Origin of the sequence: Actinomadura macra NBRC 14102, from assembly GCF_001552215.1 — a bacterium.
In the GTDB taxonomy this organism is placed as follows: domain Bacteria; phylum Actinomycetota; class Actinomycetes; order Streptosporangiales; family Streptosporangiaceae; genus Spirillospora; species Spirillospora macra.
Window position 1 is genome coordinate 696,855 of the sequence record NZ_BCQT01000010.1, and the last position, 13,443, is coordinate 710,297.

Annotated in this window: 14 protein-coding genes; 7 read left to right on the plus strand and 7 right to left on the minus strand. The window is 68.8% G+C overall.

The genetic code is table 11. The features are described 5' to 3' along the window. The first annotated feature begins 43 nt into the window (after nt 1–43). Complete coding sequence (locus tag AMA02S_RS19900; protein ID WP_169806859.1) at nt 44–655, plus strand: DUF2637 domain-containing protein; 612 nt, start codon at nt 44–46, stop codon at nt 653–655. A 197-nt stretch (nt 656–852) separates the two neighbouring features. Here the strand turns inward: AMA02S_RS19900 and AMA02S_RS19905 are convergent, their stop codons facing one another. From AMA02S_RS19905 to AMA02S_RS45065, 6 genes are all read right to left on the minus strand, one after another. Next, a complete protein-coding gene (locus AMA02S_RS19905) occupies nt 853–1,227 on the minus strand; it encodes a hypothetical protein (protein ID WP_067460747.1) in 375 nt (124 codons plus the stop codon). A gap of 34 nt (nt 1,228–1,261) precedes the next feature. Next, the gene (locus AMA02S_RS19910) at nt 1,262–1,648 is read right to left on the minus strand and encodes a hypothetical protein (protein WP_067460748.1); all 387 of its coding nucleotides are present in this window, start codon (nt 1,646–1,648) and stop codon (nt 1,262–1,264) included. A 163-nt stretch (nt 1,649–1,811) separates the two neighbouring features. Then, nucleotides 1,812–3,563: a vWA domain-containing protein gene (locus AMA02S_RS19915; RefSeq protein ID WP_245667660.1), complete on the minus strand. Its 1,752-nt coding sequence runs from the start codon at nt 3,561–3,563 to the stop codon at nt 1,812–1,814. A 147-nt stretch (nt 3,564–3,710) separates the two neighbouring features. Next, a complete protein-coding gene (locus tag AMA02S_RS19920) occupies nt 3,711–4,922 on the minus strand; it encodes an AAA family ATPase (RefSeq protein WP_067460751.1) in 1,212 nt (403 codons plus the stop codon). 91 nt (nt 4,923–5,013) lie between these two features. Beyond that, the gene (locus AMA02S_RS19925) at nt 5,014–5,922 is read right to left on the minus strand and encodes a MarR family transcriptional regulator (protein ID WP_067460753.1); all 909 of its coding nucleotides are present in this window, start codon (nt 5,920–5,922) and stop codon (nt 5,014–5,016) included. 798 nt (nt 5,923–6,720) lie between these two features. Continuing rightward, a complete protein-coding gene (locus AMA02S_RS45065; RefSeq protein ID WP_369688397.1) occupies nt 6,721–7,191 on the minus strand; it encodes an ATP-binding protein in 471 nt (156 codons plus the stop codon). Between the two features lie 380 nt (nt 7,192–7,571). Between AMA02S_RS45065 and AMA02S_RS40505 the strand changes: the two genes are divergently transcribed. After that, nucleotides 7,572–8,117: a GNAT family N-acetyltransferase gene (locus tag AMA02S_RS40505; protein ID WP_084265344.1), complete on the plus strand. Its 546-nt coding sequence runs from the start codon at nt 7,572–7,574 to the stop codon at nt 8,115–8,117. Here the strand turns inward: AMA02S_RS40505 and AMA02S_RS19930 are convergent. Continuing rightward, nucleotides 8,069–9,370, minus strand: a complete 1,302-nt coding sequence (locus tag AMA02S_RS19930) for a helix-turn-helix domain-containing protein (RefSeq protein ID WP_067460755.1) — start codon at nt 9,368–9,370, stop codon at nt 8,069–8,071. The genes AMA02S_RS40505 and AMA02S_RS19930 overlap by 49 nt on opposite strands. A 178-nt stretch (nt 9,371–9,548) precedes the next feature. Between AMA02S_RS19930 and AMA02S_RS19935 the strand changes: the two genes are divergently transcribed. From AMA02S_RS19935 to AMA02S_RS19960, 5 genes are all read left to right on the plus strand, one after another. Further along, nucleotides 9,549–9,767 (plus strand): hypothetical protein, encoded by a 219-nt coding sequence (locus AMA02S_RS19935; RefSeq protein ID WP_067460757.1) that lies wholly within the window; start codon nt 9,549–9,551, stop codon nt 9,765–9,767. Then, nucleotides 9,764–10,186 carry a hypothetical protein gene (locus AMA02S_RS19940; protein ID WP_067460759.1) on the plus strand — a complete coding sequence of 141 codons (423 nt, stop codon included), beginning with the start codon at nt 9,764–9,766 and terminating at the stop codon, nt 10,184–10,186. Before AMA02S_RS19935 ends, AMA02S_RS19940 begins: the two co-directional genes overlap by 4 nt. Beyond that, a complete protein-coding gene (locus tag AMA02S_RS19945; RefSeq protein ID WP_067460761.1) occupies nt 10,183–10,632 on the plus strand; it encodes a hypothetical protein in 450 nt (149 codons plus the stop codon). The genes AMA02S_RS19940 and AMA02S_RS19945 overlap by 4 nt, the downstream gene beginning before the upstream one ends. Nucleotides 10,633–10,839: 207 nt before the next feature. Then, nucleotides 10,840–11,061, plus strand: coding sequence for a hypothetical protein (locus AMA02S_RS19950; RefSeq protein ID WP_067460763.1), 222 nt, complete (start codon nt 10,840–10,842; stop codon nt 11,059–11,061). A gap of 589 nt (nt 11,062–11,650) precedes the next feature. Beyond that, nucleotides 11,651–13,443: radical SAM protein (locus AMA02S_RS19960; RefSeq protein WP_157430720.1), on the plus strand; the 1,793-nt coding region annotated here is incomplete at its 3' end.

Below are 13,443 nucleotides of genomic sequence, written 5' to 3' on the forward strand. Positions count from 1 at the left end.
GGAACAGAGCACCTCAGGTGCAGGAAACGGCGAAGGCAGCCCCGTGATCGACCGACTCATCAAGACCACCACGGCGGTCTCGGTGATCGCCGTCGCCGCCGTAGCTGCGGTCATCTCCTACCGGCACGCCCTCGACCTCGTCCGCGCCCAGGGTGAGGCCGGGACGACGGCGCGGCTGATCCCGTTCACCGTGGACGGCCTCATCTGGGCGGCGTCTATGGTCATCTGGGATGCGGGGCGCCGCAACCGGCCCGTTCCCACGTTGGCCAAAGTGAGCCTGACCGCGGGCATCACCGCGACCATCGGCGCCAACCTGGCCCACGGCGCCGCCCACGGCGTCCTCGGTGCACTCATCAGCGCCTGGCCCGCCCTGGCTCTGGTCGGCTCATTCGAGTTGTTGATGACCCTCACCCGCAACGCGGTACCACCCCCGGTCACCACCCCGGACGCGCTGGGCCCTCGTCCGGATCAGCATGAGTCCGAGCGCGCCGAAGTGGAGCAGACACCGGAGCAGGCGGTGCTGGCTGACTACCGCGCGAGCCTGACCGGGCCGGGACGACCACTCTCCCAGCGTTACCTGGCCGAGAAACACGGCGTCGGGCGCCGCAAGGTCAAACACCTCATCACCAGCATGGACCGTCCCGCCTCTTTGTGAATCATCGCCTACGCCGTCGGCTAGCAGCGAAGAGCAGTTGTTCGGGACGGGACCTGGTCAGGATTACCCGGACCCTCCATGGTGCCGGTCGTGCCAGCGGTGGAGGTTTTTTGTACGGATGGTGGTGGCCACGAAGTACCGGCTTGCTCGAGGAAGTGCTGGGCACCGACGGTACCGGTGCCGGGTCGGCAAGCTGTCTAAGGGCTGATGTAACCGGGGCCGGATATGGCGCGCCCGAGTTCGTGGTAAGTCTCGGCGACGGTGAGGCCACCGGCGTGGTGGCCGCACCGGCCGCCGTCAACCTTCTCGAAGTCGGGGCAGGACTCTCGGATGGGCTGGCGGCTAGCGGCGGCCTCGCGCAGGGCGGTGATAAGCGCGACCTCACCCTCCAAGAGGGGCTCGGCTGCGGCAGCGACTCGGTACGCGACCGTGACCAGCTCTTCCACGAACCGGTAACGATCCCGAGGTGCCCCGTCCATCTTGGCGGTGACGTCGACGAGGTCACTGAGTTCGTAGAGCAGGCAGTCTCGGGTCGCCTCCGACTGCTCAGGGCCGCGCGGAAAGTGGTTCACAGTCTGCTCCTTTCGGTATGGGTCGTGCACGCGTCTAGGCGACGGCGTCGCGATACCAGCGGGGCTGGCGGGATCGCGTAGAAGACGCGTCCGCCTCCACCCAAATGAAGGTGACAGAGAAGCCTCGGGCGACCCGATCCTCCTGGCGCGAGATGGCGGGATCGCTCAGGCTGAGGCGAACCGATGAGTCGAGCCGCAGTCCCCCGACCGCGTTCGTGTGTTCGTGTTCGCCGCCCGACACGGACTCGCCCCGCCGGAGCGCTGTCACGCGGGCAACGGCGAAGGCAACGATTCGGCGATAACCCAGCAGCGATGTCTTCGCGGAGGTCACGCACAACCGGCACTCTCGCATCGGCTTCGCAGCGCCGACGGCAGGCATTGTCATGGCGCTTCGAATGTAGGACTCCAGGTCATCCATCATGTCGGTTCACCTCGCCTTGCTGGGAGATTCTTGGGCTCCAGACGGCGACGCCCGTGCTCGCGTCCGGATCGCGCATCCGTGTGGCGTCCCCATTGCGACGCTGGTGCCGTAGGCGGTTACCGGGGTCGGTGTACCGATGGGCAGGGGCGCCGCCAACGACGGCTTAGGCACTGCGGATCGCGTGGATGGCGGCTGTGGCGATGGCGTCGGCGGCTGCGGCGGGATCGGTCAATGTGACCAGGTGGGTGCCGTTCATAGCTGTCACGTCGCCTGAGAGGGCCAGCCAGAGCACGGCGCATCCGGCAATGGTGAGCCGGTCGATGCGCTTCTGGCCTTCCTTGAGCTGGTCGTCTCTGAAGATGCCGTCGGAGACGATGACCAGCAGCCGCCCAGCACCGGTGCGGGTCAGACCCAGGGTGGAGTCCAGAGCGTCAACACCTTGGACGAAGTCTTCGCGGGAATCCTCGGCGGCGAATTCGGTGACGTCGGTCGGGGTCTTGCCGGGGTGGGTGACCGCGCGGACGCGGGTGCCGAAGATGACGGTGGCGGCAAGGGCGTCGGGGAGGTGCCCGGCGGCGCGGGCCATGATCCACGCGGCGGACGCGACGGGTCCGGCCAGGGCGTTCATGGATCCGGACACATCGCAGGCGATGCCCAGGCGCAGCGGCGGTGCGGGCACGTGGCGGCGGACTGCCTGGGTGAACGGTTCGGCGGTAGGGGTCACCCCGGCGGCGCGCTGGGCGTCGGCGGCCAGGGCGCCGCGCATGGTGAGCCGTCCGGGTGGGGTGGGTGAGGTGCGGGTGGTGGTGACCCGGTCGCGGTGGCTGGCAGCGCGTAGCTTGCGGGCCAGGCGGCGGGCGGCGGCCTGCTCTTCTGGTCGGGGCGGGCGGGTCCCGGTGATCGCGGTGCGTCCACGCGGTTGGGTGGCCTGGGTGCTGGGGGCGAACACGCGGCGGGCGGCCCGATCGGCTTCTTGGCGGGCCTGCTTCTCTCGGCGGCGTTCCTCGGCCGGGTCCGGGTTGGCCATACCGGTCCGGCCGGATGCCCCGGTAGGGGCGGGGCGGGGGGTGGCGGCATAGACGGCGGACAGAGTCGCGCGGATCGCCTTGGCCAGCGGTGAGGGATCACCTGATGCGCCCGGTGTCCCGGGGGCCGGGGGCGGGGCGGGCTTGTCGGGGGCGGTGCCGAGGATGCGGCACCAGCGGCGGCCCAGGTCCAGCATCGTCTCGGTGTCGTCATCGTCGGTGACGTGCGCGATGTGCCACAACGCGGACAGGGCACTCAACCGGCTCGGGCCCACAATTGTGGTGATCTCGGCGGTCAGCGACGCGGTTTCCTTGTCCTTGAGGATTCCGGCGTCGGTGCGGGCCAGCAGCAGCGCGGCGGCGCGTCCGGCGTTCCACGGCGTCATCGCCATGTGCGGCGTCGTGACTGCCGAACCGGAGGGGTGGCTGCTGGAGGGGCCGGGCGTGGTGGGTGTGGTGTAGTCGGCCAGCACGAGGCGGATCGTGGACGCGCGCAACCAGCGGCGGTCGGCAGGACGGCGGCGGATCTGCGCCGCCTCGATCCGTGACTCCTCCAGGGCGAGGGCGGCGTCCACGGCGGCGGCGGACACACCGGCCGGTGGCGTCCAGCAGGTGTGGGTGGCGTGCGCTGCCTCGTGCGTCAGCACTCCCCACAACGCCGGGTAGCGGTTGCGGTCGGCCGGGCGGGTCGGGTCGCAAGTGCCGGGCTGCTGCCCGAGGTGCGCGCCGTCCAGTTCGATGGTGGCCAGCGCCGGGAGGAAACAGCCCGGGGCGCCGCGCCCCAGCCCGGGGGCGCATCGCACGGCCAGGTCTTCGCGGTCGGTCAGGTCGGTGACGGCGTCGGTGAACGCGGCCGACAACGCCAGCCACGCCCCGCTAGGCGCAGGCACCGTGACAGTAGGCGGGGCTGCGCTGCCCGGTCCGGTGGGTGCGGATGCGGCTATGACGTGGGTTGCCATGTTTCCTCCATGGGTGGACGCGTCCCGGGACGCGGTGATGTGCGGGTGCGGTGCTGACCGTGCGGTGATGACCTGAGGTCAGATCTGCTGGCCGAGGGCGAGCGGGGTGACGGGGCGTCCGTAGACGGCACTGACGACCTCGGCGACCACGTCGCGGTCTTCTTCGGGGGCGACCCCCAGAAGGTTGGCCACCGCCGCCTCCTGGCCGAGGACTCCGGCGATCTTCTGGAAGGCGATCAGCTCCCGCAGTTGCGGAGCCCACCCGATCTCGCCGGAGCTGTGACGGCGCGCCAGGTTGCGTGCGACGCGGACGGCGCGCGGTTCGATCTCCAGGGTCTTGGCCAGGTCGTAGTCGGTGGACACGCGGATCTGTGCGGCGAACCGGGAGGCCAGGGCCTCGGTCAGGACGGCGCCGTGCACGCCGGGGTTGTGTCCGGCCACGACGTAGAAGCCCTCGGCGGCGGTGATCGTCTCGCCCTTGTGGGCCTTGACGGTGATCTGCCGCCGCCCGTCCATCGCCGGATACACCACTGCCAGCACCCTAGGCGAGATGAGGGTGGCGTCATCGATGAGCAGCACCTGGCCCTCGGTCATCGCCGTCACCAGCGGCCCGTACACGAACTCATAGCCGCCACTGGGGGTCTGGGTGTACTCGCCGACGAAATCCGCCACGGCGGTGTCACCGTCCCCGGCGACCGTGATCAGGTCCGGGAACGCCGCCTCCACCAGGGACGTCTTCCCGGTCCCGGGCGGCCCGTACAACATCGCGGGAATGGACGCCGACCGCAGCCGCCGCAGCGCCGCCACGTCGGGCAGATCGGCCAACCGGCGCGGGTGATAGGTCTGACCGTTCGGCCGTACCACCGGCCCAGCGGCGCCCTTCCCGCCCTTCGGGGTGGCCTTGGCGGACGGGCCGGACGTCGGCGCGGGCACAGCCTTGGACGGTGCGGGCGCGGGAACGGGCGATGCCGTCCCGGTGCCCGATGCGCCACCGCCCGTGAGCGCATCGGCGGTAGTCGCGGTGCCCCGGTAGCGGCGCGGCCTCACCGACACCAGCTCAGCCTGCCCACGGTCGGTCAACACCGCCAGCGCGTTACCGACCGCACCGGCCGACCGGCCCAGGCCCCGGGCGATCTCACCCGGGGTGAACAGGGTCCCCGGACGATCGGCCAACACGACGGCGACCCTGCGACGCAACTCCCCCTGCCCGAGGCGACCCGCGTCCGCAGGCACGGGCCCAACGGCCGGAGTGGTCGAGGTGGTGGTCACGGTGGCGGGAACGGTGGTCATCGCAAGGCTCCATCGTGTGTCGGTGGTCGAAACTGCGGGAGCGGGCGGCGGCACGGTCGCCCGCTCCCAAGTGCCGGACAGCGGGACGCCGTCAGTGAGCGGCACGGGCGGCGGGGCGGACGGTGGCGGTGAACCGGCGCGGCCGGTCGCACACCAACTCGGCCTCCCCGGCCTCGGTCAACCGGTCCAGCGCGTTGGACACCGCCCCCGCCGAATGCCCGATCACCTTGGCGATCTCATGCGGGGTGAACGCCGCCCCGGGATGACCGATCAGGTGCCCGGCGACCTTCCCGCGCATCTCACCCGGCGCCGAACGCGGCGCACCTGACGCGGTACGCGGACGCCCGTTCGCGGCCGCACGCACCAGCCGCCGCGCCCTCCCCGACCCGCCGTAGACGCCCTCAACCGCAGTCAGCGCGCCCGCACCGTCCCCGCCCTCCAGCGCGGTCATCGCCGCCGCTATGGCGTCCCGTAGCACTGTCAGCGCGTCCCGCGCCTCGGCCACCGCCGCCGCATCCATCCCCGCGCCGGTGTCCCCGGGTTGCCCGGCTTCGGCGTCGACGTCGGTCGGTTCGGCGTCCGGCGTGTCTGTGGTGACCGGTGACGCGTCAGTGGTGACTGCCTCACCTGCGAGCACGTCCTTGGCGGAGGTGTCCGGCGTGTCGCCGGTCGTGGCGACCTGATCGGGGGTGGTTGCGACCGGGTGCCAGGTGTCGGACTGACGCTTGCCTCCGTCGCGCTCGCCGCGCGTCCGCGTGGCGCGTCCCTGGCGTTCCAGGTTGGTCAGCGTGCGCGCGACGGTCGCGCGGCTGACACCCGACGCCTCGGCGATCACGGTCACGGAAGCGCCGGGACTGCCCGTCAGCGCGTCCCACACGTCCCCAGCCGCACCGGAAGGACGCCCCCCGACCGTGACGGGGGCGGGATCATTTCCGGGGACCTCTGCGCCGGTGGGACGATTTGCGATGTCGCCATTCACGGTGATGTTCTTCGCGGCCATTTTCATCTCCCATTTGATTTGCCCGGAAACCCGATCAAGGGGCGCCGTTTCCGTTCATCTACAGCTCGACCATTTCTCGATAGCGCGCGTCAGGCAAGCATCTTCAGCAACTTTTTCATTCACCTCCACTACCAAACCAGCCAACAAATCACCTTCAGAATCACTAAACCCGACTCTTGCTAAAGCAGATTTGCCTCAACTTCGACCGCACTCGTCAGCCGATGCACGCCTTCCGCGAGATCTGTTCAGGACGGAAAAAGGCAGGTCCCGTTTCGTCGTTCTACATAAGCGGTCGCGACCTACACGCCGTTTCGACTCGCCGGGAGAAAGTCCGTCTCTTCTTCCTTTGGGCACGCGGCATGAGTGACCCACGCACGGCAGATGCCGGCCAGGATGCTAAGAGCCAGTAAGGGTGGAGATGGAGACGCTGAGGAGGGCCTGAGGAGAAACTGGAGCGTCCCCATGATCCACAACGCGGGCTATTACCAGGGGTCGTCCTGGTGGCGAGTCGGGGCCCCGAACAGCATATGCAGCACCCCCCGTGGCCTGCCCTGACACCGCTGCTGGCATCTTCGGTTCATAGACGGAAACCCGAAAAGAAGACCGAAGAGAAGACCGAGAAGACGGCCGACAGCGCCGTCGACGCCCGCTGGAACATTAGTGATGAACGGTCACAAACACACGCAGGCCCCGCCAGCAGCTCCGCTGACACGGATCTGCAGGCGGGGCCCTTTGCGGCCCGAGAGACTTCCTCAGCCTGTCCCCTGATGGCCCATCGGCCCGAGGCTGAGCCCTTTCCTAGGACGCCAGTGACACCGCTTGCGTTGAGTTACCTTGAGCCCCACGACGCAGGTCGATGTCGGCCCACACCGTGAACCCCTCGCCGGGACTACCGTGGATCCCCATAGCCAGCGCAAGCTTCGAGACTGTGAGCAGGCCATATCCACCCTCTCGCGGCTCACAGCCCGGCGCTTCGGAACGGATCGTCGGGACGCACCCCCCGCCCAGATCGGTCACGGCGATGTAGGAGATATCGGCCAGAGTGACCTCCAGGCCGAACCAGCCGCGACTACCCCCGGAGCGAGAATGCCGGACCGCGTTGGTGGCGAGTTCGGCGACCACTATCGCCACGTCTCCCTCACGTCCGCTACCCGCGAACAGCGTCGCCGCGAATCCACGCGCCTCACCCACCTTATCCGGTCGGCCGTGAAATACCCGACGCCACCGCATCGGATCTGCCCCCCACATCCATTCACTCGGAGAACACATACCCCTACTTCCCTTTTCCACGCTGCCATTCCCCCTTCATGGCATCGCCGCCCGCCGCCACCAACGTGGCCACATCGACGCGGGCGGACCGAATCGATTCGTGCTCGACTCGTGTCCCGCGGTCAAGTCTGGCCATGCGCATCCCCATCCCGGATCCCCGACACGCCCACGCGCAATCTAGGTCAGCGAGTGCACCGGCTGTCTCTTACTCGATGAGCAGTCCACCGGGGATCACCGACTAGTCGCCGGCAAGTTGTCCAGACAGGGAGCACAGATAGGTGAACATCGAGCAAGGCTCACAGTGACGTCCGTTGCGCTCTTCGAAAACATTGGCTGCGCACCAGCTAGGAACTCCTTGGGATGTGGTCTGATAGATCCCAATGGACATCCAACACCTCGACCGCGAAGCCACCCGCGAGCAGTTCAGTGAGATCGAGTCGTTGTATGCTGAGGCGTTCCCGCGCAGCGATCTCGGTGACTACCGGGCCCGCATGCGGCATCTGCTCGGCTCATCCGGGTTTGAGGCTGTGACAGCGCACCTCGATGCCACGCTCACCGGCTTTGCCTACGGTGGGCCGCTGACCGCCGGGTCGTCCTGGTGGAACGGCTTGGTCCCAGCGCCACCCGCAGGATTCACCACCGAGACCGGTCGGCGGACCTTCGCCGTAATCGACCTGGCCGTGCGTTCCACACACCGTGGCCATGGACTGGGGCGCCGACTGCTGGACGAGCTGGTTGCTGGACGGACCGAGGAACGAGCCACGCTGGCCACCTCGCCGGACGAACACGAGATCCAGCGAATGTACCGCCGGTGGGGCTGGCGACATGTGGGGCGCACGCCCGGATCAGAAGGCGAGACCGAGCCCTGGTTCGACCTCTACGTGATCGCCTTGCACTCGGTGCCAGAGGACAGCAGCTCGCGATAGGCGGTGACGTTCGGGTCCCCGCGACTGTCTTCGGGGACGGCCTCGGCGACCTGGCGGGCCAAGCTGGTCACCAGGGCGGTTCTGTGCTCCTGGGGCTGAGCCTCGTAGAGAGTGTGAGCATGGCGGATGCCTCCGGCCGCATCGCCCGCTCGCACATGCCCGGCCGCGCGCAGCAGGTCAAGCTGGACGCCTACGCGCAGGTCGTCTGTAGGCAGCAAGCTCTGACCACGGGCGACCGCGCCATCGAGCAGGGCCGCCTCACCGGTGTGCGCGTAGACCCAAGCCTCGGTGTAGCGCAGGCGATCTTCGGCCCATCCAGCGATCGACCGAACGTCGCCGGTCACGGAGGTAGGCAGCTGCTGAAAAATGTCCCTACACACTCGGAGTTCGTTCATCGCCTCCTTACCCGGCTTTTCCAGAGCGAGCAGCTGCGAACGGACTGCGTGGAGATGCAGCAGCCCCCGGCACTGCACGCCAGACGCGCGTCCGATGACCTGGTTTGCTTTGCGTAGCAGAATTGCCGTCGGACGGCCGTCGTAGAGGCCGTGCATGAGGTGCTCTCCGCGGATCCACAGGCCCAGGTCCGTGTCCCCCGAGAGGTCAGCGGCATACTGCGCCGTACTCCACCAATCCCGCGCCAACCGTGGCTCGTCGAGGTTGCACAATGTCTTGGCCACCAGCATGGCCAGGCCGCCGCTTACGCGATACCACGAGTGCAGCGGCCGAGTGTCGGGTTGGCGAGAGATGATCTGCTGGACGGTCGCCAGGTCCGCGGCAAGATCTTTCAGAAGGCGATGGGGCGGAAGAAGCAGGTAGCTGTAGCTGTACTCGACGACTGTCTCTTCCCACTCGTCCACGTGGCTGTACTCGTCACGCCCGATGGCGTGGTCCATGCCGGTGCGGATGAACCCCAGGGCCTCGCCTTTGGGAGCGGACACGACGCCGAGCGCGGCGAGGGCCTGCAAGAGTCGGCGTCGATGCATTTCGTCATCATCCTCAAGGACCGAGTACTCCTCCTTCAGGCTACCTGCTTGATCCGCGTCGCCCTGCGCTGTCTGGGCAAGGGCAACGAGTCGTCCCCCAGCACCGAGAGCGACGTCGATGGCCTGAGCAGCATCGGCAGAAGGAATGCGTATGTCGCGTGAGAGCCGCGACAGGTAACCGTCGGTGTAGTGCGCGATTTTGGCCAGTTTGCGCAGGGACAAACCACGTTCGGCCATGATCGCGAGCATTTCGGCGCCAAAGGTCGACATAACGGGCTCCTACCCATTTCGGGGCCGCTGTCTGCGCTGACTGTGCCAGAAGCAGCATTCAGCACCTTTCACGGTAACCAGCAAATCGCTTCCATGGCTGGTGAAAGCAAAAGCGGCCCCGGCCCGGCGCGGTGAACGCCGGGGTGGCCCGGAGCCTAACCGGAAACGAGGCCCGGCTATGCGAACCGTACCGGTCGACCATGACGTCGCGGCGGAGAAGACCGCGCTGCGCGAAGAGTTCCCGTCTTGGTCGATCATTCACACCACTGACACCGGGCGTTGGTGGGCGACACGAGCGACTCTCGTCAGCGAGGACCTGTCTCGCGTCGAAGGCGCCACTTTCGACGCCGACACTGCCAACGACCTGCGCGCCAAGCTGCGGAAGACCGCACAGTGAGCGAGCACGAGGAGGCCCTGCGCACGCTGGCCGAGGAGTACCCCGGCTGGCTGATCGAGGTGAACGACGCAGTTCACATCGACTGGCAGGCAAGCCGGCCGCTCGTGCCAGGGCATGGCGGGATCGTCGCCATGCACGCCAACGGCCCAGAAGTGATGCGGGAGCTGCTAGAGGCAGCGGAGCACTGCGACCATCGGCTGGCGCTGGGAGCGCTGGCCGCCGGGCTGCGCGAGCACGGTGTCGCTGTCCGAGCCTTCGCCACCAACCTGATCGTCACCCGGCCGGACGGGCGGGAGCTGCTGATCAACTGTAAGCGCGGCACGTTCCTGTGGGCGATGGGCGAGGACATCGGCCCTATCGCGGACCTGGACGGAGCGGTGCGGCACGTCGTAAGTGCCGTCGAGGAAAGCGCGCCATGACCGGCGCGCCGATCCCGCCGGAGGCTCCGCGGACACCCCTGCACGCGGCATCCACCCAGGTCCCGGTGCACTTCCCGCGCGGGGTACGGCACTGGCGCGGCCGGGCTACCGGCCGCTTCTGGGCGCTGCTCCCCTGGCCTTGGAGTGAGCACGGCTACCGACTAGTCGAGGCCGCCACCGAGGATGCCCTGGCCAACGAAGTCCGCCAGGTCATGAAGGACACCTTCGGGTTGGACGGCGGGGCACCACGAGCCGGGGGCGGCGTCGCAGTAGCCGCGTCGTCCCCGTCCAACGCGGGCGCGGGCAGTTTCTACGCGGCGGCTCCCGCGCCCGCACCCTCGCGTGGCGCCCGGTCGGGCCGCCACCCTCCGGCCACGGCCGCGGCGTCGCGCGACACCATCGGCGCGGCGAGCACGTCGCGCCATCATCACCGCAGGGGGCGCTAGTGCAGCCTGATACGCCGGGTCTTTGGGAGGACCCGAGGGGCGGCCCTTGGACGTGGTGGTGGCTGTTGAGCGGGCCTCGTCACCTCCACCCGACGTCCGTGCGGCCAGTGCCGCGAAGCCCCACCGCAGGCAGCCGCGCGGCAGAACGCGGCGGCGGGGAGCCCGCCCTTCCCGCCGCCGCCCGTCCACCCCGAAAAGACGATCCCGATGAGTAGGACGTACGAGGTCATCGGCGACACCGAGATGATCATCATTGTGGACGGCACGACCCGCGAGGTCGTCGGCGCCGCCTACGCCGAGAAGGACTCGCGCTGGTGGCTCGGCATCCTGCACGGCCGGGTCCGTCGCCTGTACGTCCTGGCTCACACGCGATCCGCACCTAAACGTCGCACGGCGTCTTCAGCGTTAGACCCCCTGGCCCCGGGATAGCTGGCTGGGTGGCTTCCCTGGGGTCGCGGCATATTTCCCAAAGAGACGAGGAACGATGGCCTCCTTGCCAACTCGCGAGTTCGGGCCGCTGGAGCAGTTGCACGCGGCCGTCCGGCGCCGAGCCCCGCAGGCAATCATCGCGGTAGCTGGGAAGTCTTCGAACGCGGGACCCAACACCGAGCCCGTGAGGTGGGCGAGTGTGACGTACCGGTGCGTCGGGCCGTTGCGCATCGTGTGGGACGAGCGGCTGGGTGTCTACAGGTGGCACAGCGGACCGAACTCTGGTGAGCACCTCGGGTCCGATACCGAGGACGCGGCCAAGCGGATCGCCGTCCGCCTCCAAACGCCGATCGGCCCCTCGCCCTCCGGGCGAACGTAGAGCCAGGAGTGGCGCGGCCAGACTTCCGACCGCTGCGGCAGGCCGCGCTGCTCCTGTCCGACTACGGCCCCGGGTTGAGGGGCGCGCACTCGGGGCCGCACGCCTGACATCCCGGCACACCGTCGTTGGGCAAAACCCTCACCTGTCGATGACCCGCAGGAGCAGCACGGCTGTCCACGTGGGGAAGAAGCGAGAGCACCCGGAGGCACGATGGCACCGGCCCCGCGAATGCTGTGGCTGGAGTTGACCACCACGCACGGCCAGCTTGCTTGCGGCCGCTGCTGCATCGACACCTGCGCCGAAGGCCACAACGGCATCATGACCCTCGGCGGTTGGCGCGACGTCATCGGCCAGGCAGCCGATCTGGGCGTCGAGGTGATCCGGCTCATCGGTGGCGAGCCGACCCTGCACCCGGACCTGCCCGTTCTTCTCGCCGCCGCCCGCCGCGCCGGCATCCAGGTCGAGGTGCACAGCGATCTCGTCCATGTCACCTCGCGGGTGTGGGCCGCACTCGCCCGTGACGGTGTGCGCGTGGCCACCAGCTTCTATAGCGACGACCGGGACGAGCACCAGCAGATCACCGGCCACGACACCTACCAGCAAACCTGCTCCAACATCACCCGCGCGCTAGAGATGGGCCTCCCGATTCGTATCAACCTGATCGAGGTTCTGGACGGGCAGCGCGTCGCCCAGGCCCACGCAATGCTCACCCGGATGGGCGTGCGGCAGATCCGCACCGCTCACGTCCGCCCGTTCGGTCGCGCCTCCGCAGCCGAAGGAAATAGGGCGAGCGGTCTTTGCGGCCATTGCGGCGAGGCGAGCGCCGCCATCCTCGCCACTGCGCAGATCGCGCCGTGCCCAATGTCGCGATGGATGGCCGAGGGCGATGTCCGCACCGATGCCCTGGCCCCGCTACTGGAACGGGTGCGGCAACGAGCCGCGGCAGAGATCGCCCCCTTCTATGCCGAGTGCGGTCCGCACGACGGCTGCCGCCCGCCCTACGCGCCGCAAGAGTGCGCCCCCAACATCCCCCAGCACCCCCGAGGACTAACGCCGATGAGCCGCCGCGACGCGACCTTCCACACCCACGTGCAGGCCCTCGCCGACTTTCTGACCGACGCCGGTGTGCTCACCGACCCGCTGTGGCGCGAGGCCCTGCACGAGGTCCCGCGAGACCGATTCGTCCCGGCCGTCGCCTACGCCACCTCCTACCTTCCCGACGAGGCCGACCGGCCCATCGACCGCGGCAGGGACCGCGCGGGCTGGTACAACACCGTCTACCGCAACTTCGCGATCATGACCCAGCAGGACGAGGGCGCCACCGACGCCACTGCCCCATCCGGAACTCCGACGTGTTCTCTCTCGTGCCCGCAGGCGGCGATGGAGTACCTGCATCTGCTCGATCTGCAAGGCCACCACCGTGTGCTGGAGATCGGGACGGGAACGGGGTGGACGGCCGGGATGCTGGCATGGCGGGTCGGCGGCCGCAACGTCATCACCGTCGAGGTCGACAAGGCACTCGCCGAGACCGCCCGCACCAACCTCAACAGCCTCGACCACCTCTCCCAGCCACCGCAGGTCATCACCGGCGACGGGGCCGACGGCCACGCCGTGCGCGCCCCCTACGACCGGGTACACGTCACCTGCGGCGTCCAGACCATCCCGCACGCCTGGATCGAGCAGACCCGGCCCGGCGGGCAGATCGTGCTGCCCTACATGCCGATCGCCGGCGCCCACGGTCACCAACTCCGCCTAGACGTCCTGGACCCCGAGACCGCGGTCGGACGGTTCACCGGCGGCAGCGGCTTCATGATGCTCCGCAGCCAGCGCACCTCCCCAGCCAGCGACTTCGACACCGCCGGTCTCGGCGTTCGGACCACCGCCCGACTCGACCCGCGGCTGATCACCGAAGCCGACGGCGGCGCCCAACTCTGCATCGCCGCCCTCGTCCCTGGCCTGGGCATCAGCACCGAACGGACCCAGGCCGCAGACGGCAAGTGGAC

Coding starts and splice junctions, on each gene's coding strand:
- AMA02S_RS19910 (WP_067460748.1), bottom strand. CDS start 1,648: ATGATGGATGACCTGGAGTCCTACATTCGAAGCGCCATGACAATGCCT.
- AMA02S_RS19920 (WP_067460751.1), bottom strand. CDS start 4,922: ATGACCACCGTTCCCGCCACCGTGACCACCACCTCGACCACTCCGGCC.
- AMA02S_RS19925 (WP_067460753.1), bottom strand. CDS start 5,922: ATGGCCGCGAAGAACATCACCGTGAATGGCGACATCGCAAATCGTCCC.
- AMA02S_RS45065 (WP_369688397.1), bottom strand. CDS start 7,191: ATGTGTTCTCCGAGTGAATGGATGTGGGGGGCAGATCCGATGCGGTGG.
- AMA02S_RS40505 (WP_084265344.1), top strand. CDS start 7,572: ATGGACATCCAACACCTCGACCGCGAAGCCACCCGCGAGCAGTTCAGT.
- AMA02S_RS19930 (WP_067460755.1), bottom strand. CDS start 9,370: ATGTCGACCTTTGGCGCCGAAATGCTCGCGATCATGGCCGAACGTGGT.
- AMA02S_RS19935 (WP_067460757.1), top strand. CDS start 9,549: ATGCGAACCGTACCGGTCGACCATGACGTCGCGGCGGAGAAGACCGCG.
- AMA02S_RS19945 (WP_067460761.1), top strand. CDS start 10,183: ATGACCGGCGCGCCGATCCCGCCGGAGGCTCCGCGGACACCCCTGCAC.
- AMA02S_RS19950 (WP_067460763.1), top strand. CDS start 10,840: ATGAGTAGGACGTACGAGGTCATCGGCGACACCGAGATGATCATCATT.